This is a genomic window from Haloimpatiens myeolchijeotgali, from assembly GCF_042688525.2.
In the GTDB taxonomy this organism is placed as follows: domain Bacteria; phylum Bacillota; class Clostridia; order Clostridiales; family Clostridiaceae; genus Haloimpatiens.
This window is the reverse complement of the sequence record NZ_JBHWAB010000001.1, coordinates 3846126-3871711: the sequence shown is the minus strand read 5'-3', so window position 1 is coordinate 3871711 and position 25586 is coordinate 3846126. Positions and strand designations below refer to the sequence as shown.

Genomic DNA, 25586 nt, shown 5'->3' with positions numbered 1-25586 from the left:
AATTTTTAGTTAATTCCCAGTAATATTACAAGTATACTGGGAATTAATTTAGTTTATTATAATTTAAACTTTAAATTCTTGTATTTGTTTTTTCATTTCTTCTGTCATAGTATTTAAAGTTTGAGCTGATGAAGCGATTTCTTCTGTTGAAGCGCTTAATTGTTGAGATGATGCTGAAATTTGTTGAGATGATGCTGAAATTTCCTCAGCAACAGAAGAAGCAGATTCAACTTTTTCAATAATATTTTCTTTACGCTCAATAATATTTGTAGCTGATTCATTTATAGAAGATATTTTAGGAGATACTTTTTCAATTTTATCAATTATAGTTTTGAAAGAGTTTATGGAGTTATTTATAATAATTATTTGAGAACGTAATTTATCATTAGTTTTATCAGCATTAGTAACAACATCAAGTGCTTCACTAGATATTGTGTTTATTAATTGAGATATATTTTTAGAAGAATCTTTACTTTGTTCTGCTAATTTTCTTATTTCTTCAGCAACAACAGCAAAGCCTTTTCCAGATTCTCCAGCTCTAGCAGCTTCTATAGCAGCATTTAGTGCAAGTAAATTGGTTTGATCTGAAATATGATTTATTAAGTTAGTAATCTCACTTATTTTATTGATATTATTATTTAAATCAAGAATTTTAGATGAAAAACTTTTGAATGAATTAGTTATTTCTTGTACAGAATTAATTAAAGGCTGCATACTATTATTACTTTCAAGAGCAAGAACAGTAATATTTTTAGAGTTTTCATCTACATTTTTTATGGAATCACATATATTATCTAATTCATTACTAAAGTTACTTAAAGTTTCGGTTATAAATATTAAATTTTCAGCTTGTGAACTCGTCCCTTTTGCCACATCTTGAATAGCTACTGAGATATTTTCAGAAGAAGAAGCTATTTCCTCAGCTGCAGCAGATAAATTTTGTGAATTGCAATCAATCTGTGAAGAATTTGTTTTCATACTAGAAATTACATTCTTAAAGTTTTCGGTCATGCGTTGTAAACTACTTATTAGTTTAGAAAATTCAGTTTTACTATTATATTTTTTATCGATTTTGACATTTAAATTACCTTTTGAAACCTCATCAAATACATTTGACATATACATTATAGGAGCGCTTATAGATTTAGATGTAAATATACTCATAATAGCAGCTAAAATGTTCATAATAATGAAAAGTAATATCATCATCGTACATCGAGTTTTAAGCAAAGAGTTCATAGTATTTAAACAAGAAGTTAAATTATTTTTTTGCAGTGTATTAAATGAATTTAAATCTTTGGAAAAAGTATCACGTATTTTAGAATACTTATTTTTAAATATATCAACAGCTTTTGATGAATTTGTTGATGAGCATAGTATAACCTCATCCGATATTTTAATCATTTCTTTGCTATCATTAGTTATTTTCTCAAATAATTGTTTTTCCTCATCTGTGCTAATGTGTTTCTCTATTTTACGTATATTATCGTTCATTAATTTTTTATATTGGTTGTAAATATTTAATTTTGTACTATCAGAAGGGTTTATTATAATGCTTTTTATAGTAGAGCTTATTTTTAAAGCTTGATAATCAATATCTTTAGAAAGCGTTAATAATTGTAATTCTTTAGATTGAAAAGAATCTGATAATTTATTATAAGATTGAAAAGTCGTAAATGTAATAATGAAATACGTAAGTGCTAATAGGAGTATAGTACTGAAACATATAATAAATTTCTTTTTTACTTTCATAATAACACCTTTCCTATAAAAAATTTAGTAATAGCTTGTCTACTTATATATATGATTTTTTTTTGAAAGAAGTTAATAAATTTATTGAGGTAGTTTATTTTAATATTATTATCTAAATACTTTAGTTATTTATGTTAAAATTAATAACATTTTAATAATGTAACTATTTTGTAACTACTTAACTATTAAATTGTAACTAATCTTGTAAGAAAAAGTTGTATATTATAACTAAAGAAGGAAATAAAGATTAATTTTATGGTATAGTTTATGTATACTTAAATTATGAAATCATAGGAGGGAGAGTAATGAAGAAAGTAGTTTGTTTAACATTGGCAGCTGCTTTAGTTGTAGGTAATAGCTCTATAGCTTTTGCGCATACACCTAAAAAAACATTAAATAATAATGTTAAGGTTATGAAAGTTTCTACTCAAGATAGAAAAGCAGCAGTACAAATTAAAACTAAAGAAATAAAAGTTAAAAATAAAAATATAGAAGTGGATTTAAAAATACCAGTAATTTCAGGATTAAAGGATACAAAAATCCAATCTAGTATAAATGATAAATTTCAAAAACAAGCAGTTGAGTTTAAAGAACAATTAGAGCAATGGGCAAAAGAAGCAGCAGAAGATGCTAAGAAATATAAGTATGCTATGCATCAGTATCAATGTAATACAACTTTTGATGTACATTATAATAAGAATAATATATTAAGTCTTTCGATAGCATATTATGAATATACTGGTGGTGCTCATGGAAGTTATGAAAGAAAGAGTTATAATATAGACTTGAATACAGGAAAAGAAGCAACATTAAAGGATTTTTTTAATGAACAAGAAAATTATAAAAAAATAATAAATGAAAAAATTAAGAAAGAAATGTTGAAAGACAAAGACACATATTATGAAGAGATAGCTAATAATTTTAGAGGTATAAAATGGAATCAACCATTTTATATTGAAGATGGAAATATAGTAGTTTATTTTGGATTATATGAAATAACAGCGTATGCAGCAGGAATTCCAGAGTTTAAAATACCTTTTTCACAATTCCAGGAAGGCGTAAAAACTAAAATTTCAGTAGAAGAAGATCCTATAAAAATTAAAACTAAATTTGATGAATACTCAGATAAAAAAATAACAGAAACTTATCAAATTCCTGTTATTGAAGGAATGAAAGACAAAAAAATACAAGATAAAATTAATGAGAGTATTAAAAATAAAATAAAACAATATAAAGTTGAAATAGAGAAAGATGCTGATAAGTATTATAAAGAATTTGGAAAAGATAATAATAAAGGATATCCTGAATATTCAATTGATGTAGAATATGAAGTGAAAGATGTTTATAAGGATATATTAAGTTTTGTTATAACAACTTATGAATATACTGGTGGTGCACATGGTAATACCATAAGAGAGACTTATAACATCGACATGAAAACTGGAAATAATATAAAACTTAAAGATTTATTTAACAATGGAGTAGAATACAAAAAACTGATTAACAAAGAAATAGAAAATCAAATAAATAAAAATAAACAAAGATATTTTCAAGGTGACGAGGGATTTAAAGGAGTAAGAGATAATCAATCTTATTATATTGATAATGGAAATATAGTAATATGTTTTGGACAATATGAAATTGCACCATATTCAAGTGGTATGCCTGAATTTATAATACCACAATCAAAGTTAAAAATTAATTTTTAATAATAAAAATAGACTGCTGAATTTTTCAGCAGTCTATTTTATTATTTTATAGTTACGATTCCTTTTTGTCCGCGTTTAACTTGTTCTCCAACTTTAGCTGATACTGATTGATCTTCAGATAAGTTAGTAAAGATAACTGGAGTAATTACAGATGGAACCTTAGTTTTAACTTCATCTAAGTTTACTTTTAATATCGGTTGACCTACTTTTACTTTATCATCTGTAGCTACTAAAGCTTCAAAACCTTCACCTTTAAGATTTACTGTATCTATACCAACATGGATTAATATTTCAAGTCCATCATCGGAAGTTATTCCTACAGCGTGTTTTGTTGGGAATAATGTTGTTATTGTTCCATTTACAGGTGATACAAGTTCACCATTGGATGGTTCTATTGCAAATCCATCACCCATCATTTTTTGTGAAAATACATTATCTGGAACTTCTGATAAATTTAATATTTTTCCATCTACTGGAGCAACAAAATCTGTAGATAATGTTCCATTAAAATCTGCTGCTACTTCTGGTTCTTCATATTCTGTTGGAACTTTTCCTGACATAATATCTTTAATTTGGTCTTTTAAGATATTAGATTTTGGTCCAAATATAGCTTGTAGGTTATTTCCTACTTCCATTACGCCTGAAGCTCCAAGATTTTTAAGAGCTTTTTTATCAACTTGTTTTATATCATTAACGCTTACACGAAGACGAGTAATACATGCGTCTAATTTTGCAATATTCTCTTTTTGTCCTAAAGCTTTATATATGTTGTATGCTAATTCTCCGCCTTTAACACTTGTGTTAGTTTCTGTTGTGTCATCATCAGCTTCACGACCTGGAGTCATAAGGTTCCATTTTCTTATTGCAAAACGGAATCCGAAGTAGTAAAGTACAGCAAATCCAAGTCCTACAGGAATTACTAACCACCATTGTGTACGGTTAGGTATAATACCAAATAGGAAGTAGTCAATAATACCACCTGAGAAAGTCATACCTATTTTAACATTTAATAGATGCATTATCATAAATGAGAAACCTGCAAATATACAGTGAATAGCATATAATGCTGGTGCAACGAATAAGAATGAGAACTCAATTGGTTCTGTAATACCTGTTAAGAAAGAAGTTAATGCTGCTGATGCTAATATACCTGCTGCAAGTTTTTTCTTTTCAGGTCTTGCTTCTTGATACATTGCTAATGCTGCTGCTGGTAAACCAAACATCATGAATGGGAATTTACCAGTCATAAATGTACCTGCTGTGAATTGTACACCATCTTTTAATTGAGCAAAGAATATAAGGTTATCACCACGTACTAGTTCACCTGCTTTGTTTGTATATTCACCAAATTGGAACCAGAATGGGTTATAGAATATATGATGTAGTCCAAATGGAATTAATGAACGTTCAATTACACCGAAAATAAATGCTGCTAATGTTTGGTTTGTACTTATCATTGATCTTGAGAATGTATCCAAACCATGTTGAATAGGTGGCCATACGAAAACTAATGCTATACCTACAAATATTGAAACTGTTGCCATAACTATAGGTACAAATCTCTTACCACCAAAGAATCCTAGGTATGAAGGAAGTTCAGTACCATAGAATTTTTTATAAACTAAAGCTGCTATAATTCCTATTATAATACCGCCAAAAACACCAGTTTGAAGAGTTGGAATTCCTAAAACACTTGCATAAGCTGGATCTCCAGTTTTTAATACTTCAGGAGTAACACCTGCTATAATTCCAAGAGTTTTATTCATTATTAAGAAACCTACTATTGCTGCAAGACCGGCAACACCTTCACCGTCAGCTAGTCCTATTGCAACACCAACTGCAAATATAAGTGCTAAATTACCAAAAATAATTCCTCCACATTGTTCCATAACTTGTGCAAATGTTTGGAACCAATGAGCATTAAGTGCTGGTGCTAAATTTAAGAAAGCTTGATTTTGAAACATGTTACCAAATGCAAGTAATAATCCTGCAACTGGAAGTAATGCAACTGGAAGCATTAACGCTCTACCAACTTGTTGTAAAACACCAAATGATTTTTTAAACATATTTTTTCTCCTTTCTTTTTTAAAAAAATTTGTTTTAAGATAAAAATAAAAGACATGAACAATGCTAATAATAGAATGTCATTTATATTTATTTACACTACACATAGTCTTTACGTATTATTTATCAATTAAACAGAAAATAATTGTAATTTAAGACTACTTAACTACAAAACCGGAAGATTTTGTAGTTGTGATGCAAATAAATATAAATACATGTCTATTAATAATCATTGATCATGCCTTGCCTGATCGAATCAGTAACACGCATAACGCAAAATTACTAAATTGTATTTAATTATTAAGACAAAATTAAATAGTAAATTATTTTGTCTACGTTTACAGTATAACATGGAATGTGACCTTTTTCAACATTTTTTTAATAAATTTTTAATCTTTTATTATCAAATTATTTAAATAATTCTGTAATAAGTGGCTTTGCCATTAAGAAAAAAATATATAGCAATAAATTTTAACTTAATTATATATATAATGAAAAAACAATAAAATGTATGATAAAATATTAGATAAAGGAAAATATTAAAAGTAATCAATATATAAAGATAAATAATTATAGTTTAGCAAAATTAAATAAGTTGAGCTAAATAAAATTTCAAAATATTGTTATGAGGTGAATATAATGTATCCATTAAAATTTGAAAATTTATATTATGAAAAAATATGGGGTGGCAGGGATTTAGAAAGCTTTAGAAGTAATTTACCAGAAGGTAATATAGGAGAAAGCTGGGATATAGCTTGCCATAAAAATGGAACAAGTATAGTAGCAAATGGAGAATTCAAAGGCATAAGATTAGATGAATTAATGAATCAAAAAGGTAGTGAACTTATTGGCACAAAAATAAGTAAAGATTGGTTTCCACTTCTTATAAAACTTATAAATGCAAAAGATAATTTATCTGTTCAAGTTCATCCTAATGATGAGTATGCAAAAAAAGTAGAAGGTGAAATGGGTAAAACAGAAGTTTGGTATGTAGTTGAATCTTTTGAAGGTGGAAATTTAATAGTTGGAACTAAAGAAGGATGTACAAAGGAACAATTTAAAGCAGCTATAGAGAAAGGTGAACTAGATGAACACATGAATAGGATACCTGTAAAAAAAGGAGATGTTTATCTTGTAAAAAGCGGACTTATTCATGCTATAGGAGAAGGAGTTATAATTGCTGAAATACAACAAAACAGTGATACTACATACAGAGTTTATGATTATAATAGAGGAAGAGAACTTCATGTTAAGAAGGCTTTAGATGTAACTGATTTAAGTTTACAAGGTACTAAACGAGAAGGTATAAAAATAGAAAGAGAAGGTTACAGTAAATCATATTTATGTCTTGGAAAAGATTTTTCATTAGAACTTTATGATATAAAAGAAATTTGTAATGAAAATAGCGATACAGAAAGATTTTATGCATTTACTTGTGTAGAAGGTCATGGAGAAATATTATACAGAGATGGAACTGAAATTATAAAAAAAGGAGACAGCATATTTATTCCAGCAACTCTTGGAAAATATACCCTTAAAGGAAATATGAAGCTTTTAAAGAGCTATGTACCTGATGTAGAAAAAGTAGAAAAAGAGATATTGAGAGAAATCAGATATTAAAAAGAAGAGTGGAAGTATATGATTTATAAATTGTGTACTTTCACTTTTTTTATACAAAAAAGTGGAAGATTTTATAATGAATATTTTAGGAGGTAAAGAGAAAAATTTTCTATTTGACAAAAAACTAATAGTATATTAAAATCTCAATATACCCTACAGGGGTATATAAAATTATTGAGGAGGTTAAAATATATGAAAAAAATAGCGATTATATGGAAGAAATATTCATTTACTATATTTTTAACTTTTATAATATTAGGAATGATAGATTTAAGATTTGCTCTTGGAGCTGTGATTTGTATGATAGCTCCTATTATTGTTGCACTTACAGGTAGGGGAAGGTTCTGGTGTGGAAATATATGTCCAAGAGGAAATTTTTATGACAGAGTAATTTCAAGATATAGTAATAATAAAAAGGTAAATAAATTTTTGAAATCAATATACTTTAGACTTGGAGTAATAATATTTATGTTTACTATGGCAGGTACAGGAATAAAAAATAGTTGGGGAAATACTATTGCAATGGGAATGGTTTTTTATAGATTGATAGTCGTTACTACAATAGTAGGAATTATTTTAGCTTTTGTATATAATCATAGAGTATGGTGTAATTTTTGCCCAATGGGAAGTATTGCTGCTTTTATTAATCATCTACAATCTAAGAAGTTAAATAAAAATAAGTTGATGGTATCAAACTCATGTGTTAATTGTAAAATTTGTGAAAAGAATTGTCCAATGGGCATAAAACCTTATGAATACAAGGGGTCTAATATAAATAATTCTGATTGTATTCAATGTGAAAGATGTGTATATACATGTCCTAAAAAATCAATTATTCAACTTTAGCAGCTCATAAATCTATTTTGAAAATCTTCCTTATTTGTTTTTTATACCAATATATGATTTATCTACGTTAAGGTTTATTTTGTCCTGCGGAAGTTAAATTACTAACTTAAAATTAAAAGCACTAAGTAAGTCTTATCTAAATTGGTTTAGATAGACACTTAGTGTTTTTAATTTCATTAGTTACATTTTTATGATCTGAATGGATTTTATCAACTAAAAAGATAAATAATTTATAAAATTCACTTCTGGATATTTTTTTCTTAATGGATTTTTGAGTCTTTCTAAATACTTTGTTTAAGCTTGATTTCCCATTATATAAATTAGAACCATGTTTAGGTTTTTTTACAACTGTTTTAAAAGTTAATAAATCTCGTTTAAAATTTTTAGATGAATATTTTTTTATATTATGATTATAAGATAGACTTTTTGCATTACAGCCTAAAAGTAAGAGAATACTAATAAATATACAGGGTATTATAAACATTTTTTTATAAACTAATTTATTCATGAATTTCATCCCTTTCTACAATTTAATTTTAAACTATAAAAATTAAGATTTTCTTATGAAAACATTAAATTAACCTTAAATTTTCTTTCGAAAAAATAAAGTATACTACAATATATATTAACATATAATTGTAGTATTTACATAAAAAGTAAAAAAAATAAAAATTAGGAGGAAAATTTATGATAAGTAATACAAAAATAATTTTTATTATTATTGCGATATTTATTTCTTTTGGTATGCCTATTTTGTTAGGAATTTATTTTTGTAAAAAATATAAAGCTACTGTTAAATCTATAGTAGTAGGGGCAGTAGTATTTTTAATTTTTCAAATATTTACAAGAATGCCCTTATTATCGTATTTACAAAATGTAGAATGGTATAAAAGCATTGTAAATAAGCCAATGGTAATAGCTCTTTTTTTAGGAGTAACTGCTGGATTGTTTGAAGAAATTGGTAGATTTATAGGCTTTAAATTTTTTTTAAAAGATAGACTTAATTGGAAAAATGGAGTTGCTTGTGGAGTTGGACATGGAGGAATAGAGGCTATAGTTTTAGTAGGTATAGCTAATATAAATAATTTGATTTATTCATTGATGATAAATAATGGAACTTTTGATGAAATTACAGGAAGTAAAATATCACATGTCTTATCGATGCAGATAAAAAACCAATTAATATATTCTCCTAATTATTATTTTTTAGTTGGAGGTATAGAAAGAATATTTGCAATAAGTATTCATATTGCTTTATCATTAATAGTTTTATATGCAGTAAAGAATAGAAAGAGTATATATCTTTTTGTAGCTATACTATTACATGCAGTACTTGATACACCAGTTGCGTATATGGTTATGAAAGGTATAAGTATAGTATTTATTGAAGCATATACGTTAATTTTTGCAATAGCTGCTTTGGTTTTTATAATTAAAGTTAAACAAATAGACAATGATAATAGAAATTTTAATGAATAAATTACAGTAAGATTAGTGATAATATTAAAAACAGGCTGTTAATAATTACAGCCTGTTTTTAATATATTTTATGAATTTGTTTCTGTTTTTAAAGTTTTGAATCTATCAATATATATATTTTCAGATAAATTTGTAACAACATCTATTACTATAGGACCTTTTTTATCCTTTAATAAATCTTTTAAACCGTTAATTTGTTGTGAATCGTTTATTTGTATAGATGGTATTCCCATTGCTTCAACTATTTTATGAATATCTATATCTTCATTAAAGAATCCTTTATGAGCTCTTCCATATACAGATTTTTGACCTTTTGCTACAAGACCTAAAGCAGAGTTATTAATTACAAAATAAAGTATATTCATATTATATTTTTTAGCAGTTAACAATTCTGACATTCCATTCATATAAAAACTACCATCACCTATAAACACAGCAATTGGTCTATTTGGATATAATCTACTTACACCTAATGCTCCTACAGAACTTCCCATGCATCCATAAGTAGGATTACATTCAAACTCTCCATCTTTTGAAACACTTAAGTATTTATATGCAAAAGCCATAGATAAACCAATATCCTGCATATAGAATGTGTTTTTAGGAAGTACATTTGTTATGTTTTCATATAAAAGTCTCATGGATAGACCAGTATGGTCTTTGACATAAGGTTTATTTTTTGATTCTTTTATATCATTATTTAAATCCTTTTTATCTATTTTACATAAATAATCTAAAGCATCATTTAAGTCTGCAATTATAGGTAAATCAGCTTTAAAAGCTTTTTCAAAAACTTTTTTATCTACATCAATATGTATTAATTTTCTGTTTTCAAATAAAGTTTTGTCAAAATAGTTAGTAGCTAATTCTCCAAGTTGAGAGCCAAGAGCTAATACACATTCGATATCATCTCTTTGCATATATTCTGAAGCTAAATCTGTGCTACAGAATCCATAATTTCCCATATTTAATCTATAGTCATCTTCTATGATACCTTTACCACCACTAGTATAGAATATTCTCCAGTTTAATTTCTCTTCAAGTTTTTTGATTTTATCAGATAATCCACGACATCCACCACCTAGAAGTATGACACCATTTTTGCAGTTATTTATTATATTAACTGCTTTATCTAATGAAGAATAATCAGTTTTAACATTTTTAACGGACGCTTTTTCTACATCTTCTCCCGTATATTCTTCTCTTTGGATGTTTACAGGTATACCCACAAATACAGGACCTCTTGGATATTCTAAAGCTTTTTCCATAGCTTCTTTTAATTTTGGTAAAGTTTCTTTTTCATTTTCTACTACAGTATAATATTTAACTATGTTTTTTACTAATCTATGTCCTTCTAATTCTTGAATTGCTCCTAGATTTTGATCAGGTTGATTTACATATCCACCTATTACAAGTACTGGGGATTTTGTTTGTTCAGCTTCTGCTATACCATTCATAGCATTAGCTACACCAACAGAACCAGCAAGAATGCATACACCTAACTTATTTGAAACTCTAGCATATTTAGTAGCTGAAAAGCCAGCTGCAGCTTCATTTTTAGGAATTACTAATTCTATTTCATCAAAGTCATCTATACAATCCGCAATGGCACTAAATGTACCACTAGGAATTCCATATAAAGTTTTTATATCATTTTTTATTAAATAATTTAATATAGCTTCACGTACTCTCATCGTTATTACCTCCAAAAATATTATAATGTTTCACAAAATTCTTTTATTTTATTTTCAGCTTGTACGATTTTTTCTTTTTTAAAAGTTTTTTGTTTACTTATGGATATACAAGTAACTAATCCTATTACTTTATTATTTTTAATCATAGGAAAAACTACTAAACTTTTAATTCCAAATTCAAAGAATTCTTTAGAAGATTCGGGATTGCTGGAAGTATCTTCTATACAAACAATTTCTTTATTCATAATTCTTTTTAAAGATGGTTCTTCAGAAACCTTAACTTTAAATTTTGCATGTTTAGATTTCCATTGTTCTACACTGCAAAAAGGATTGTCTGTAGTGTAGACAGGATGAAGTCTATTATCATATATTTCATGCATACCTACACTATCTACTTCTAAAATACTGTTAATTTGATTTAATAGTTCTTTTACTTTTGATGTGTCCATAACCAAACCTCTTTTCTGTAAAGAAATTTATTTTCTTAAATGAAATAAGAAAATTAAAACAATTTAAATGTACATAAGTTGTAAATAGTTACTTCTTATACATACATGATATTACAATAAAATGTTTAATTCAACACATATTACCTATATAAAATGAAAAATAATTTAAAATTGTAAATTATTGAAATATTATAGGCATAAATAGAAGAATATTCTATTGATACTATACAAAATAAGTGTTATAGTATTTACAGGTGTATATACACAAGAATACTCTATAAAAGGGGATAAAAGTTATGGATTTAAAGAAAGAAATATTAAGGTTAAAGGAAGAAAAAAATGCAATAGTATTAGCTCACTATTACCAAAGAGATGAAGTTAAGGATATAGCAGATAAAGTAGGAGATTCTTTTTATTTAAGTAGAGCAGCTAAAAATTGTAGTCAGGATGTAATTGTATTTTGCGGAGTTAAATTTATGGCAGAAAGTGCAAAGATACTTTCACCGCAAAAAAAAGTGTTACTTACAGAGCATGAAGCATTATGTCCTATGGCAGCTATGGCCAATGCTAAAGATGTAGAAGAAATTAAGAAAAAATATCCAAATGCTAAAGTAGTTTGTTATATAAATTCTACTGCAGAAGTTAAATCTGTTTCTGATGTATGTTGCACATCTTCTAATGCAGTAAAAATAGTTGAAAATTTAGATGGGGAAGAAATTATATTTTTACCAGATGAAAATTTAGGACAATATGTACAAAAACAAGTACCACATAAAAAAATAATATTATGGAATGGTTTTTGTTGTGTACATTATAGAGTAGAAAGTAAGGATGTTTTAGATGTAAAAAATAAATATAAGGGTGCAAAGATATTAGTTCATCCTGAGTGCAGCAATGAGGTTAGAAATTTAGCAGATTTTATTGGAAGTACAGGGCAAATAATAAACTATTTTAATGATACTGATTTTGAAAAATATATAGTAGTTACAGAAAAAGGCGTTATCCATGAAATGGGAAAATTAAGTAAAAGAAAAAAGATTATACCTATAGAATCCATGACTTGTGTGAATATGAAGAAAACTACTTTAAAAAGTGTTTATGAAAGTTTAATAGATATGAAATATGAGATAAATTTAAATGAAGACGTAATAAATAAAGCTAAAAATTCACTTGAAAATATGTTGATTTTAGGAAGGTGAAAAAATGTATATAAATACAGACGTTTTGATAATAGGCAGTGGAGTAGCAGGTTTATATGCAGCATTAAATTTAAGAAAAGACATTAAAGTTACAGTACTTTGTAAATCTAAAGCTGACGAATGTAATACTTATCTTGCTCAAGGTGGCATTTCTACAGCTTTAAACAAAAATGATATTGAGCCATTCGTAGAAGATACATTAAAAGCAGGAAAATTTAAAAATGATGAAAATATAGTTAGAATTTTAGCAAAAGAGTCAATAGAGAATATTCTTAAACTTGAAAATTTAGGTGTAAATTTTGATAAAAATCAAGAAGAATTTGATTATACAAGAGAGGGAGCACATAGAGTAAATAGAATAGTTCATTTTAAAGATCATACTGGCAAAAGAGTTTTTGAAGTGTTGTATGATACTGTACTAAAGCAAAATAACATTGAAATAATAGAAAACAGTTGTTTAGTAGATTTAGTAACTTGTGGTAACAGAGCAGTTGGTGGAATAGTGTTAAAAAATAATGCAGTAGTAAAAGTAAAATCTAAAGTAATTATAATGGCTACTGGTGGTATTGGTGCAATATTTAAAAACTCCACAAATCAAAAGGTTATTACTGGTGATGGAATAGCTATTGCAGTAAAGAATAATATAAAGGTAAAAAATTTAAATTATATACAATTTCACCCTACAGGATTATACGAAAAAAGTTCAAAAGGAAGAAGATTTCTAATATCAGAGTCAGTAAGAGGTGAAGGAGCAAAATTGATAAATGTTCATGGCAGTAGATTTATAGATGAATTACTACCTAGGGATGTTGTTTCTAGAGCTATTTTAGAGGAACAAAGAAAAACTGATTCTGAGTATGTATATTTAGATATTTCAAGTATGAGTAAAGAGTTTATAATAAATAGATTTCCAAGTATATACGAAGGATGTTTAGAAAGAGGAATAGATATAACTGAAGGAAAAATTCCTGTAACTCCGGTTCAACATTATTTCATGGGAGGAATTGAAGTTGATAAGTTTGGAAGGACATCTATGAAAAATTTATTTGCTTGTGGGGAAGTAAGTTGTACTGGAGTACATGGTGCTAACAGACTGGCAAGTAATTCTCTTTTAGAAGGATTAGTTTTTTCTAGAAGAGTGGCAAGTTATATTAATAAATATGTAGATAAAATTCAAGTAAAAAGTGTAAATAAAAATATATCATTAGAGCAAGTAAAAGAAGAGCTAAAATTAAATAAAAAAATAGTATTTTATGAGTTTAATAAAGTATTGGGGGATAAAAAACATGAACTGGCTAGTTGTAGATAAAATTATTAAAGGAGCTTTAGTAGAAGATGGTTCATATGGAGATATAACCACAGAGGCTATAATAGATAAACAAAATTTATGCAGTGTAGACTTAATAGCTAAAGAGAATGGAATAATTGCTGGTCTTGATGTTTTTAAAAGAGTATTTCAAATTCTAGGAGACGTAGAAGTAAATAGTTTCATTAAAGATGGAGAAGAAGTAAATAAAGGAGATATAATAGGTAAAGTAAGCGGTAAAGCAGTAAATATATTAACAGGCGAAAGAGTAGCTCTTAATTTGATTCAAAGGATGAGTGGTATAGCTACTTTAACTAATAAGTTTGTAAAACAATTGGAAGGCACAAATACTAAGATTTTAGATACTAGGAAAACAACTCCCAATTTAAGAGTTTTAGAAAAATATGCTGTTAAAGTAGGAGGAGGAGTTAATCACAGATATAATTTATCTGATGGTATTTTAATAAAAGATAATCATATAAGTGCAGCAGGTAATATAAAAGAAGCTATTTTAAAAGTAAGGAAGTATAGTCCTTTTGTTAGAAAAGTTGAAGTAGAAGTAGAAAGTTTAGATCAAGTTAAAGAAGCACTACAGGCGGAAGCAGATATTATAATGCTTGATAACATGGATATTTATACTATGAAAAAAGCAGTAGAACTCATTAATAATAGAGCTATTATAGAAGCTTCAGGAAATATGAATATAAATAGTATTAAAGAAGTAGCAAGCACTGGAGTAGATTATATATCTGTTGGAAGCCTTACCCATTCTGTAAAGGCTTTGGATATAAGTTTAAAAAATCTAAGAAATATATAAATTAGACAGCTGATTTTACCTAATATTATGGTAAATCAGCTGTTTTTAGTTATACTTAATACTAAAATATGTAGAAGGTGTATGGTGTATATTACAAAGAACTTTATCATAACAAAATATACCATATTTTATTATGATAAAGTTGAATTAATAAGAAAATAAATTTGGTATAATAAAGGTAATATATGGGACACTATATAATAAAATTTAGTAAAACAGTTGTAGACTCAATCAATAAACTATAAGGTAAAGGGTGTATTAAAGAGAATTTTAAGGTATAAAGGGAGGAATTTATATGTTTAAACATAAATCCGAGCATAAAAGAAAAAAGGAAAATTTTATTAGGGCAGATGCGGTGTTTGAAGGGGGAGGTATAAGAGGAATAGGTATTATTGGAGCGCTTAGATGTTTTGAAAAAAATAATTATAAATGGCAGAGAGCAGCGGGGGCCTCTGTAGGAGCAGTAATAGCAGCTCTTATAATAGCAGGATATAATTCAAAGGAATTAGAAAAAATATTAGTAGAGTTAGATTTTATTAAATTTTTAGATAAGGACAAAATGCAGAGAATTCCTGTTGTAGGAACAGCTTTAGGACTTTTTAAAGAAAAGGGTATGTATTCAGGTGAATATTTTGAAAGTTGGATTAGGGAATTATTAAAAAATAAAGGCATATCTAAATTTAAAGATGTATATGAAAATGGTGAATATAAGCTGAAAGTAGTAGCGTCAGATATAACAATGAAAAAGAAGTTAATTTTTCCAGATGATTTAACATATTATTCTATAGATCCTATGGAGTTTGAAATAGCTAAAGCCATCAGAATGAGCATAAGTATTCCTTTTTATTTTAAACCTGTTGAATTTCAACATGAAGAGGGTATTAGTTATGTTGTAGATGGTGGAGTTACTTGTAACTATCCATTAAACATATTTGATGTAGAAGGAATTCCAAGATGGCCAACCATAGGTTTTAAATTTGATAATAAAGGGTACAATGAAAGTTGTACATCTAAAGGGGAAATAGACCCTATGTCATTTTTATTTGATATTGCAGATACAATGACTCAGTACTCAACGGTAAATGAAATCAGCAATGAAGATAAAGAAAGAACGGTTTTTATACCAGTTGTGGATGTAAACTCTACAGAATTTAATATTTCTAGGGAAAAGAGTTTAAAACTATTTAAATCGGGTTATTTAGCTGCATCAAATTTTATTAACAAGTGGGATTTTGATAAGTATGTTAGAGAGTATAGAAAAAAGAAAGGTATAAAGTATTTTTTTAAGAAAAGATAATTTTCCGAAGCAAAGCTTCGGAAAATTATTGTAAAAGATTATGATTGTATTCGTTGACACTAAAATATAAGTGTAATAAACTGAAATTAAATTTGTAGTAAGATATAGAGAGGGGAATGACTTATATGGCAAAAATAATGGTTCAAGGAACAGCTTCTTCTGTTGGTAAAAGTATACTTGTAGCAGCTTTATGTAGAATATTTAAACAAGATGGGTACAAAGTATGCCCTTTTAAGTCTCAAAATATGTCTTTAAATTCTTATATAACATTAGATGGTAAGGAAATGGGACGAGCTCAAGTTCTTCAAGCTTATGCAGCAGGATTAGAACCAGAAGTATATATGAATCCTATTTTATTAAAACCTACTTCTGATAAGAAATGTCAGATCATAGTTAATGGAAAAGTTTATGGAAATAGTACTGCTATGGAATATCATAATATGAAATTAGAATTTAAGGATATGCTGAAAGAACATTTTAATAAATTAGAAAATGAATTTGATATAGTTGTAATGGAAGGAGCTGGAAGTCCAGCTGAAATTAATTTAAGAGATAGAGATATAGTTAATATGGGAATGGCAGAGCTAATAGATGCTCCTGTGATATTAGTTGGAGATATTGATAAAGGAGGAGTTTTTGCTTCATTAGCAGGAACTATGATTTTATTAACAGAAGAAGAGCGAAAAAGGGTTAAAGGTACTGTTATAAATAAGTTTAGAGGGGATGTAAATATTTTAAAACCAGGGCTTGATATGCTTGAGGATATAATAAAAAGGCCTTGTTTAGGAGTTGTACCTTATTTTAAATTAGCTTTAGAGGATGAAGATGGCGCAGTAAGCTTTAATAAGGAAATAACAGCTCCAATAGATGTAGCAGTGATAAAGCTTCCACACATATCTAATTTTACGGATTTAGATGCTTTAAAAAATGAGGAAGATGTATCAGTAAGATTTATAGAGACTAAAGAAGAATTTGGTAATCCCGACCTTTTGATAATTCCAGGAAGTAAAAATACAATAGAAGATTTAGTATCATTAAGAAAAAATGGTATTGAAAAATGTATTAAGGAATATAGTAAAACAGGTATGGTAATAGGTATATGTGGCGGATATCAAATACTTGGAAAAACATTGAAAGATCCGTATGGTGTGGAAACTGGTTTACAAGAAATTGAAGGTATAGGACTTTTAGATATGTGTACCACTTTTGAAAAAGAAAAGGTTACAACTAGAGTTAAAGCAGAATTGTTAGAGGAAGTAAAAGGATTTAATAATATAAGTGATGAAGATAAGAATGTAAATATAAAGGATAAATCAGTATATGGATATGAAATACATATGGGTATAAGTGAATATGGAGAAAAATGTACACCACTATTCAATATAAAGCAAAGAAATGAAAAAGACGTACAGGTGTATGATGGAGCTATAAATGATAAAGGTAATGTTTTAGGTACATATATTCATGGAGTTCTTGACGGAATAGGTTTTAGAGAGTATGTTGTAAATTCATTAAGAAGAAAAAAAGGACTTGAGTTAAAACCAATTACAGAATATGAAAGTTTAAGAGAAAAAGAAATAGATAAGCTTGCAGATTTAGTTAGAAACAGTTTGGATATAAAAAATATATATGAAATAATAGGACTTAAACATAAGTAAAAAATAAAAAATGCGATATTAATCGCATTTTTTATTTTTGTTTCAATGAATTTTTAAAAGCTTCTTCCCATTTTTCAACATAATTTCCAGTAGCCCATTCAGCCATTATAATAGATTCATTTTCTTTTAAACTTATAGTTTTTATAGGATTAGATGATAATAAACCATTATTTAATGCATAAACATAAATAGTATTTTTACAAACAACAAGAGATATATCTTTGTTTGGAGAAGTATATATGTCTAATGCATTTGGAACTTTCGATTTAACTTGATTCCAGGAAACATAAAGTTCATCATAATTTAACATCTTCTTTGGAGGAAAAAGATTTATATTAAAATCTGCAAAATTATAAATATTTTCAGGATCTATAGAATTTAATCTTCCGCGCATTATCCAATGACCATTTTTTCTTATTAAAGTAAAACTTTCTTCTTTTGGAATAGTTTCTAATTGCTCTATTTTATCTTCTTTTTGAGAAGATAAATATGAATTTGCACTATTAATTAATACAGTTTTAGCGTTTTCTCCTGCAATATCGGATATTTTTATTCCAATATTATTTTGAATATTATCTACAGGGAGTACTTGTAATTTGTTTAATATATTAGACTTTATATTTTTTCCGCTGCTATATTCTGTAGCTACATAATCATTTCCTATAAATAGAATGTTTCTGTAGATATTTTCTTCAAAAGGAATAGGTTTATTATTATCATTATTAATATCTTTTAAAAGTTCTTTTCCAGATTTATTTTCAGCTTCAATTTCAATAGGGTTTGCAAAAAGAACATCTTGAGTAAAACTATTTTTATGTTCTCTAGTAAGGCCTACTTCCCAAAAACCACTTTTCCTTGGTACAAATAAATTAGGAGATTTTTTTAATGAATCAATTTTTTTATTTTTAACAGAAAGCCATATAGTTCTATATGTTGAATTTTTTTTACTTATGTTTGTACTGGATGAACGTATTCCTAGAAATACACCTGAATTTGATGAAGATATATCAGTTTTTGATTGAAAATTTTGTTTAGAATCTTCAGGAGATTTATTTACTATTTCATTAGTATCATTAGAAGATTTATTTAATGTAAAGAAGGTATTATCTTGAAATACTATCAATTCAGTATCACTTATTTTTATAAATTCATAAAAAAGTTTATCTTTGGAAGTTATAGATATAACTTGTATCTTTGAATTTTTGATACCTAAATCTTTAGCATCTATTTTGTGTACATATAGAAAATAATCATTTGAGTTTACTATTTTAATTTTATATTCAGGATTTTTACATACTTCATCACCTAAAACAGCCATATTTTTATCAAATTCTGCACTTTTACCTACTAGAGTTTTGGCAGGTTTTTTTGTAGAATTATTTATGGATTTATAGTCTGTAATTTTCCATGTACCACTAATAGGAATTAAGTTATTTTGTGGTGCAGAGATTTTTTCAATTGTAGTTAGCTTAGGTTTACTACAACCTTGTAAAATTAACATAAATATTGAAATTAAAAATAATAAGTAGATATTTCTTTTCATAACAAATCCTCTCTTTTTATAAACTATTATTAATATGTTTATAAGAATTAAGTATTAAAGTGGTAATTTAATATATACTTTTGTTCCTACATTAATTTGGCTTTCTATTATAAAAAGTCCATTATGTAGTTTGATTATCTCATCGCAAATAGATAAACCTATACCGTTTTGTGATTTGCTAGTTTTACCTTTGTAGAACTTTTCTTTTACTTTTGGAAGCTCATCACTACTTATACCGCATCCAGTATCTTCTATACATAATGTTAAGTATTTATCTTCACATACTGCATTGATTGATACTTTACCATTTGGAGAAGTAAATTTAAAAGCATTGTCTACAACATTTATTAAAACCTGTTTTATTCTATTTTCATCTATTAACATTAATGGAATATTTTCTGGATAATTTATGATGAAAGAGATATTATCCCTAGTAGCTCGTGGGTTCATATGTTTTCCTATATATTGCATAATTTTTGTTATATCAGTTTCTTTTTTACTTAATTTTATTTTACCAGATACAAATTTAGAAAAATCTAGAAGTTCTTCTACCATTCCAGTAAGCCGTTCGCTTTCGTTTTCTATTATATCAAGACCATCTCTGATTAATTGTTTATCTTCTAATTCATCCATTTTTAATGTTATGGCCCAACCTTTTATAGAGGTTAAAGGGGTTCTAAGTTCGTGTGAAACTGATGAAATGAATTCATTTTTCAATTGATCCTTTTTTACTATTTCATCAGCCATGTAGTTTAGAGTATCAGAAAGTTTACCTAGTTCATCATTAGAATGTTTTACAGTTCTTAATTTAAAGTCACCTTTAGCCATTTTTTCTGCTACTTTAGTTACCTCTTTTAAAGGACCTATTATTGTATTGGATAAAAAGATACTAAAAATAGCAGATATTATTACGGCAATAGTACCTATGAGTATAAAAATAAAGGAAATATTCATAATTTCTTTATTGGTATTTTTTAAGGAAGTTATAAATCTCAAAACACCTACTATTTTATTATTAGATTTAAGAGGATATGTTACAGCAAGAACATTGGAAGTATCATAAGGTACTTCTCCAATCCATTTGCCGTAACTACCATTTAGAGCTTTTTTAAAGGCGCTATCAGTTATAGGCTTTTGTGGTGTTAGGCCTATAGAATCCATTAGAACAGTACCATTAGTGTCAATTATTTGAACTTGAGCAGATGTTTGTTTCCAGAATACATCTACATTATTTAATATGTTATCCTTTAATGAACTATTAGAAAAATATCTAGAATAAAAATCTGAAGAAAGTTTTATTTGGTTAGTAAGAGTTTCTTCTACATTATAATAGTAATATTGCTTTATTGTATTTATAAGAAGAATTTCTAAAATAACAACAGTTACTAATATAATTAACATGAAGTTTATTACTAATCTTTTTTTTATACTTTCTTTCATATTTTTTTCCACCTGTACCCTGTTCCCCAAACTGTTTCAATATATTTAGGAGAAGAAGAACATTCTTCTATTTTTGTTCTCAGACGTCGTATGTTAACATCCACAATTTTAGTATCTCCTACATAATTATATCCCCATACTAAATTTAAAAGCTCATTTCTACTAAAAGCTTTTCCAGGATTCTCTAAAAAAATCTTCATAATCATGTACTCTTTAGGAGTTAAATCTAATTCTTCATCGTTTTTATAAACTTTTTGTTCATAAGTATCAATTTTAAACGGAAGATACTCTATGATATTACTGTCTTCCTCAGATTTTTTATTATCTATTCTTCTTAGTAATGCTTTTACTCTTAGTATTAATTCTAATGGATTAAAAGGTTTTGATACATAATCATCAGCACCAAATTCTAAGCCCATTATTTTATCCATATCTTGGGTCTTGGCGGTTAACATTATTATTCCTATATTAGAAAAACTTTTTCTTAGATTTTCACACACTTGAAAACCATCTATGCCAGGAAGCATTACGTCTAGTATAGCTATATCAGGTTTTTCTAGGTGAGCTTTTTGAATACCTTCTTCACCTGTAGAAGCTTCTATAACAATAAAATCATTTCTTTGAAAATTTATTTTTAGAAATCCTCTAATAGAACTTTCGTCCTCAACTATAAGAATTTTATTTTTCAAGTAAAAAACCTCCTAACTAAAAAACGTTGAAATTCTATGTTAAGATTATAGCATAAATAATACAATATATGTTAATAAGCTATTTTAGAGGTTAGAATTCAGTAAAATATTTTATATTTTAATAGGATGTAAGTTTATGTTTTTTATCTTAATATCTAATGTAGTTGATAAAAGATGAATAAGAGTTACAAAAGGATAAAAAAATATTACAGAATAGTTACAGATATTATGTATGATAATATTTTGTGTTGAAAAGAGTGCTTATATAAATATATATGTAAATTATTTTTATATAATTTTAATATAATTTTAATATAAGAAATAAAAATATAATGTAATTAAGAATGAAATGAATTGAATGTAATAAATGTAAATAATTATATGAATATATATAGATATTAGTACGGATTGATGAATTATTTGTCAAAAAACAACAAAATATTACAAATAATAAAAATTATATACATAAATACAAAATAGTTATAAAATTTTAATTATAATGTAGTCTGAAAGATTGCTTTGAACAAAATTTCAAAAAAACCTCTTGCAATTTGCAAGAGGTTTTCTTGAAATACCTATATTATAGGTATTTCAATGAGGGGAATAATTTAAGGGAAACAATTACAAGGGAAATATTTAATAGGGAAAATGAAAACAATTTAAATTTCATTATTCTTGTGTTTAATTATACATTAACATTGCAAGAATTTCAACAAGAAAATTCAAAAAAATACAATAAAAATTTTATTAAAGTAAATTATGAAAGAATAATGTGGAAAATGTGACATTTTTCATGCACAATCAAGTAAAATTTAAATCGATTTATGCAGGAATGTGGTTGCTCGTATCTATCAATTATATAAGATGGGAGTATTAGGGCAGTTAGTCAGGGGATAAAATTGAATTTACTAATAATATTAAAATACTGACAATCATAAATATAATATTATGATTACTTTTTGTATATTTTGTAACTTCAATTTTATATGAATGTGAGGGGATTGAATGTCAGAATTGTTAAAGAAAATTCAGACTAATATACAGAAGAAAGTTTCTAAAAATATATTTTGTAAGGAATTTCATTCATCTATTTTATTGGAAGGAAACGTTAATAATTGGGATGAGGTAGTAAAGGCAGGAATTATAGCTGCTAATAAAGGATATAAGGGAGTAATTAATCATATACAAATAGATAATTTTAATAAACTCAATATAAGGAAACCTTTAATTGAAGATGGTATTCTTAATAAGAAAAAAGTAGATGTGTTAATAATAGGGGGAGGAATTATAGGATGTGCCATTGCAAGAGAACTTTCAAAGTGGCAATTTTCAATTTTGCTTGTAGATAAAGAAAGCGATGTTGCTATGCATGCATCATCTAGAAATGATGGTATGGTTCATCCAGGGATAGTTCCTAAACCAGGTAGTAAGAAAGCGTTATTTAATGTAAGGGGAAATAAATTATATTCAAAAGTTACAAAAGAATTAGATGTACCTTTTAAAAGATGTGGGTCAATTATATTATTAGATAATAATTTTCTGAAATTAGCATATCCTTATTTAAAAATAAGAGCATGGCAGAATAATGTAGAAGGTATTAAAAAACTATCATTGTCTCAAATAAGAGAAATGGAGCCTAATGTTATACAAAAAGGTGTTTGTGGAGGAATATTGATACCAAGTACAGGTGTGGTATCTCCTTATAATATGACAATAGCATATGGTGAGAATGCAGTAGATAATGGATGTGAAATATCATTAAATACTATAGTTATGTCTATGAAATTAGAAAAAAACAAAATTGTTATGGTTAGGACAAATAGAGGAAATATATATCCTAAGGTAGTTATTAATGCAGCTGGAGTATATTCTGATAAGATTGCAGCTATGGCTAATGATGAATTTTTTAGTATTCACCCTAGAAAAGGTGAAATAGCTTTATTAGATAAAAAGAAAGGATATTTAATAAATTCAGTAATTGCTAAGCCAAAATTAAATATAAACAAGACACATACAAAAGGTGGAGGTATTGTAAGAACTATAGATGATAATTTACTTATAGGACCGGATGCATATGAGCAACCCTACAGAGAAGATTTTTCAACTAATAGAGAAAATATAAACTCTATATTGAAAAGACAATTAAATCTTTTATCTAATGTAAAAAAATCAGATGTAATAACTTACTTTTCAGGAATAAGAGCAGCTACTTATGAAGAAGATTTTATAGTAGAGAAATCTGAATATGTTAAAAATTTAGTTCATGCTGCAGGAATACAATCTCCAGGAGTTGCATCTGCACCTGCTATAGCAGAGGAAATTGAAAAGATAACTTATAGTATATTGTGCAAAAATATGATGGTAAAATCTAAAAAAAATTGGAAACCAAATAGAAAGAAAATACCACGTCTTAGTAAAATGAGTGTTGCAGAAAGAGCGCAACTTATAAAGAAAAATCCTGACTATGGGGTTGTTATATGTAGATGTGAAGAGATAAGTAAAGGTGAAATAATAGATGCAATTAAATCACCAATACCTGCTACAACGGTAGATGCAGTAAAGAGACGTGTGAGAACTGGAATGGGAAGATGTCAAGGAGGTTTTTGTATGCCTCAAGTTATGAAAATAATAAGAGAAGAAACGGGAATAGAATTAGATAATGTAACAAAAAAAGGAAATAAATCTTATATTTTAGATAAAGAAACAAAGTAATATGTTATCTACCTATAAAAGTTGGGGGCGATTTATAATTGAAAAATTATGATGTAATTGTAATAGGGGGAGGACCGGCTGGACTTGCAGCTTCAATTTCAGCTTATGAGAATGGAGCTGAAACTTTAATAGTTGAAAGAGAAGAAATACTTGGTGGGATTTTAAAGCAGTGTATTCATGATGGATTTGGACTCGTAAAATTTGGAGAAAAATTATCTGGACCAGAATATGCTATAAGGTACATTAATATGTTAAAACGAACAGATGTGGATATAAAAACATCTACTTTTGTTTCAGAAATAGAGAGGGAAGAGGATAAATTTAAATTAAAACTTATAACTTCAGAGGGAATTTTGGATGTTGAGAGTAAGTCTATAGTTTTAGCTTGTGGTTGCAGAGAAAGAACTTCTAAACAGGTATTTATATATGGAGAGAGAACTGCAGGTATTTATAATGCAGGTACTGCTCAATATTTTATAAATATATTAGGATATTTACCTTGTAAGAAATGTGTGATTTTAGGTAGTGGAGATATAGGTCTCATAATGGCAAGAAGACTTACTTTAGAAGGAGCAGAAGTGTTAGGAGTTTATGAAGCAAAAAGTCAACCTTCAGGACTTACAAGGAATATAGTACAGTGTCTTGAGGATTTTTCAATTCCTCTATATTTGTCTCATACAATTACAAGAGTATTTGGACATGACAAAGTAGAAGCAGTTGAAATATGTGAGGTTGATAAACAAATGAATCCAATTAAGGGTACAGAAGAAATTATCCAATGTGATGGAATTATTTTATCTGTAGGACTTATCCCAGAAAATGAAATAGCTGAAAAGATAGAAGTAAAAATAAGTAGAAATACAAAAGGTCCTATAGTAGACCAGAATTTAATGACTAGTATTGAAGGAGTATTTTCATGCGGCAATTCACTTCATGTAAATGATCTTGTTGATTATGTTTCTGAGAGTGGTGAAACAGCAGGAAAAAATGCAGCTTTGTTTTCAAAAAATAAGTATAAAGGTAATAAGCGTAAATTGTTGAAAGTAAACATACCTTATGAAGATTTCTTATATGTAGTACCCCAATATATAGATATACAATCTGAAAATAAAAATTTAAAAATGTATGTACGTTCTAAAGAGGTTAATAAAAATCCTGAAGTAAAAGTTAAATATAATGATGAAATAGTATATTCTATTAAATTTCCATTTTTAAGGCCACCAGAAATGAAAAAATTAGAAATTGATTTATCTAAAATAAACTTAAAATTAGATGACAGTATAGAGGTAAGTCTAAAATAATTTGTGAAAAC

19 protein-coding genes are annotated in these 25586 nt (G+C 27.1%); 11 read left to right on the top strand and 8 right to left on the bottom strand.

The features are described from left to right. Positions 1-63: 63 nt before the first annotated feature. Positions 64-1752 carry a HAMP domain-containing methyl-accepting chemotaxis protein gene (locus tag ACFIJ5_RS17365; RefSeq protein ID WP_379809313.1) on the bottom strand — a complete coding sequence of 563 codons (1689 nt, stop codon included), beginning with the start codon at positions 1750-1752 and terminating at the stop codon, positions 64-66. Positions 1753-2057: 305 nt separating this feature from the next. Between ACFIJ5_RS17365 and ACFIJ5_RS17360 the strand changes: the two genes are divergently transcribed. Next, positions 2058-3461 (top strand): PdaC/SigV domain-containing protein, encoded by a 1404-nt coding sequence (locus ACFIJ5_RS17360; RefSeq protein ID WP_379809311.1) that lies wholly within the window; start codon positions 2058-2060, stop codon positions 3459-3461. A 41-nt stretch (positions 3462-3502) separates the two neighbouring features. Here the strand turns inward: ACFIJ5_RS17360 and ptsG are convergent, their stop codons facing one another. Further along, entirely contained in the window at positions 3503-5527 is a 2025-nt protein-coding gene (gene ptsG / locus ACFIJ5_RS17355) for a glucose-specific PTS transporter subunit IIBC (RefSeq protein ID WP_379809309.1), read from the bottom strand. Positions 5528-6164: 637 nt separating this feature from the next. On the opposite strand from ptsG, the gene ACFIJ5_RS17350 reads away from it, so the two are divergent. Further along, on the top strand, positions 6165-7145 hold the full coding sequence (locus ACFIJ5_RS17350; protein WP_379809307.1) for a type I phosphomannose isomerase catalytic subunit: 981 nt from the start codon (positions 6165-6167) through the stop codon (positions 7143-7145). Between the two features lie 192 nt (positions 7146-7337). Further along, positions 7338-7991, top strand: a complete 654-nt coding sequence (locus tag ACFIJ5_RS17345; RefSeq protein ID WP_379809305.1) for a 4Fe-4S binding protein — start codon at positions 7338-7340, stop codon at positions 7989-7991. 136 nt (positions 7992-8127) lie between these two features. Here ACFIJ5_RS17345 and ACFIJ5_RS17340 read toward each other — a convergent pair whose 3' ends face one another. Continuing rightward, the gene (locus ACFIJ5_RS17340) at positions 8128-8499 is read right to left on the bottom strand and encodes a hypothetical protein (protein ID WP_379809303.1); all 372 of its coding nucleotides are present in this window, start codon (positions 8497-8499) and stop codon (positions 8128-8130) included. Positions 8500-8678: 179 nt separating this feature from the next. Here ACFIJ5_RS17340 and ACFIJ5_RS17335 point away from each other — a divergent pair, with 179 nt between their 5' ends. Then, positions 8679-9470: a YhfC family intramembrane metalloprotease gene (locus tag ACFIJ5_RS17335; RefSeq protein WP_379809301.1), complete on the top strand. Its 792-nt coding sequence runs from the start codon at positions 8679-8681 to the stop codon at positions 9468-9470. Positions 9471-9538: 68 nt separating this feature from the next. Here the strand turns inward: ACFIJ5_RS17335 and ACFIJ5_RS17330 are convergent, their stop codons facing one another. Together ACFIJ5_RS17330 and ACFIJ5_RS17325 are read right to left on the bottom strand one after the other, a co-directional pair. Continuing rightward, complete coding sequence (locus tag ACFIJ5_RS17330) at positions 9539-11164, bottom strand: thiamine pyrophosphate-binding protein (RefSeq protein WP_379809299.1); 1626 nt, start codon at positions 11162-11164, stop codon at positions 9539-9541. Between the two features lie 20 nt (positions 11165-11184). Continuing rightward, positions 11185-11613: a GAF domain-containing protein gene (locus ACFIJ5_RS17325; RefSeq protein ID WP_379809297.1), complete on the bottom strand. Its 429-nt coding sequence runs from the start codon at positions 11611-11613 to the stop codon at positions 11185-11187. Between the two features lie 296 nt (positions 11614-11909). On the opposite strand from ACFIJ5_RS17325, the gene nadA reads away from it, so the two are divergent. The 5 genes from nadA to ACFIJ5_RS17300 all read left to right on the top strand — a co-directional run bounded on the left by nadA (position 11910) and on the right by ACFIJ5_RS17300 (position 17890). Continuing rightward, complete coding sequence (gene nadA / locus ACFIJ5_RS17320) at positions 11910-12812, top strand: quinolinate synthase NadA (RefSeq protein ID WP_379809295.1); 903 nt, start codon at positions 11910-11912, stop codon at positions 12810-12812. 4 nt (positions 12813-12816) lie between these two features. Then, positions 12817-14121 (top strand): L-aspartate oxidase, encoded by a 1305-nt coding sequence (locus ACFIJ5_RS17315; RefSeq protein ID WP_379809293.1) that lies wholly within the window; start codon positions 12817-12819, stop codon positions 14119-14121. After that, the gene (gene nadC / locus ACFIJ5_RS17310) at positions 14099-14935 is read left to right on the top strand and encodes a carboxylating nicotinate-nucleotide diphosphorylase (protein WP_379809291.1); all 837 of its coding nucleotides are present in this window, start codon (positions 14099-14101) and stop codon (positions 14933-14935) included. Before ACFIJ5_RS17315 ends, nadC begins: the two co-directional genes overlap by 23 nt. A gap of 295 nt (positions 14936-15230) precedes the next feature. After that, positions 15231-16232 (top strand): patatin-like phospholipase family protein, encoded by a 1002-nt coding sequence (locus ACFIJ5_RS17305; RefSeq protein ID WP_379809289.1) that lies wholly within the window; start codon positions 15231-15233, stop codon positions 16230-16232. Positions 16233-16357: 125 nt separating this feature from the next. Beyond that, positions 16358-17890 carry a cobyric acid synthase gene (locus ACFIJ5_RS17300; RefSeq protein ID WP_379809287.1) on the top strand — a complete coding sequence of 511 codons (1533 nt, stop codon included), beginning with the start codon at positions 16358-16360 and terminating at the stop codon, positions 17888-17890. Between the two features lie 31 nt (positions 17891-17921). Here the strand turns inward: ACFIJ5_RS17300 and ACFIJ5_RS17295 are convergent, their stop codons facing one another. From ACFIJ5_RS17295 to ACFIJ5_RS17285, 3 genes are read right to left on the bottom strand one after another with little or no spacing between them, the layout of a single operon-like run. Further along, a complete protein-coding gene (locus tag ACFIJ5_RS17295; protein ID WP_379809285.1) occupies positions 17922-19433 on the bottom strand; it encodes a hypothetical protein in 1512 nt (503 codons plus the stop codon). A gap of 54 nt (positions 19434-19487) precedes the next feature. Further along, positions 19488-20873 (bottom strand): sensor histidine kinase, encoded by a 1386-nt coding sequence (locus tag ACFIJ5_RS17290; RefSeq protein WP_379809283.1) that lies wholly within the window; start codon positions 20871-20873, stop codon positions 19488-19490. After that, positions 20870-21562, bottom strand: a complete 693-nt coding sequence (locus tag ACFIJ5_RS17285; RefSeq protein WP_379809281.1) for a response regulator transcription factor — start codon at positions 21560-21562, stop codon at positions 20870-20872. The genes ACFIJ5_RS17290 and ACFIJ5_RS17285 overlap by 4 nt, the downstream gene beginning before the upstream one ends. A gap of 1005 nt (positions 21563-22567) precedes the next feature. Here ACFIJ5_RS17285 and ACFIJ5_RS17280 point away from each other — a divergent pair. Next, positions 22568-24274 (top strand): NAD(P)/FAD-dependent oxidoreductase, encoded by a 1707-nt coding sequence (locus ACFIJ5_RS17280; protein WP_379809279.1) that lies wholly within the window; start codon positions 22568-22570, stop codon positions 24272-24274. Positions 24275-24312: 38 nt separating this feature from the next. Then, a complete protein-coding gene (locus ACFIJ5_RS17275; RefSeq protein ID WP_379809278.1) occupies positions 24313-25575 on the top strand; it encodes an NAD(P)/FAD-dependent oxidoreductase in 1263 nt (420 codons plus the stop codon). The last annotated feature ends 11 nt before the right edge of the window (positions 25576-25586 follow it).

Coding starts and splice junctions, on each gene's coding strand:
- ACFIJ5_RS17365 (WP_379809313.1), bottom strand. CDS start 1,752: ATGAAAGTAAAAAAGAAATTTATTATATGTTTCAGTACTATACTCCTA.
- ACFIJ5_RS17360 (WP_379809311.1), top strand. CDS start 2,058: ATGAAGAAAGTAGTTTGTTTAACATTGGCAGCTGCTTTAGTTGTAGGT.
- ptsG (WP_379809309.1), bottom strand. CDS start 5,527: ATGTTTAAAAAATCATTTGGTGTTTTACAACAAGTTGGTAGAGCGTTA.
- ACFIJ5_RS17350 (WP_379809307.1), top strand. CDS start 6,165: ATGTATCCATTAAAATTTGAAAATTTATATTATGAAAAAATATGGGGT.
- ACFIJ5_RS17345 (WP_379809305.1), top strand. CDS start 7,338: ATGAAAAAAATAGCGATTATATGGAAGAAATATTCATTTACTATATTT.
- ACFIJ5_RS17340 (WP_379809303.1), bottom strand. CDS start 8,499: ATGAATAAATTAGTTTATAAAAAAATGTTTATAATACCCTGTATATTT.
- ACFIJ5_RS17335 (WP_379809301.1), top strand. CDS start 8,679: ATGATAAGTAATACAAAAATAATTTTTATTATTATTGCGATATTTATT.
- ACFIJ5_RS17330 (WP_379809299.1), bottom strand. CDS start 11,164: ATGAGAGTACGTGAAGCTATATTAAATTATTTAATAAAAAATGATATA.
- ACFIJ5_RS17325 (WP_379809297.1), bottom strand. CDS start 11,613: ATGGACACATCAAAAGTAAAAGAACTATTAAATCAAATTAACAGTATT.
- nadA (WP_379809295.1), top strand. CDS start 11,910: ATGGATTTAAAGAAAGAAATATTAAGGTTAAAGGAAGAAAAAAATGCA.
- ACFIJ5_RS17315 (WP_379809293.1), top strand. CDS start 12,817: ATGTATATAAATACAGACGTTTTGATAATAGGCAGTGGAGTAGCAGGT.
- nadC (WP_379809291.1), top strand. CDS start 14,099: ATGAACTGGCTAGTTGTAGATAAAATTATTAAAGGAGCTTTAGTAGAA.
- ACFIJ5_RS17305 (WP_379809289.1), top strand. CDS start 15,231: ATGTTTAAACATAAATCCGAGCATAAAAGAAAAAAGGAAAATTTTATT.
- ACFIJ5_RS17300 (WP_379809287.1), top strand. CDS start 16,358: ATGGCAAAAATAATGGTTCAAGGAACAGCTTCTTCTGTTGGTAAAAGT.
- ACFIJ5_RS17295 (WP_379809285.1), bottom strand. CDS start 19,433: ATGAAAAGAAATATCTACTTATTATTTTTAATTTCAATATTTATGTTA.
- ACFIJ5_RS17290 (WP_379809283.1), bottom strand. CDS start 20,873: ATGAAAGAAAGTATAAAAAAAAGATTAGTAATAAACTTCATGTTAATT.
- ACFIJ5_RS17280 (WP_379809279.1), top strand. CDS start 22,568: ATGTCAGAATTGTTAAAGAAAATTCAGACTAATATACAGAAGAAAGTT.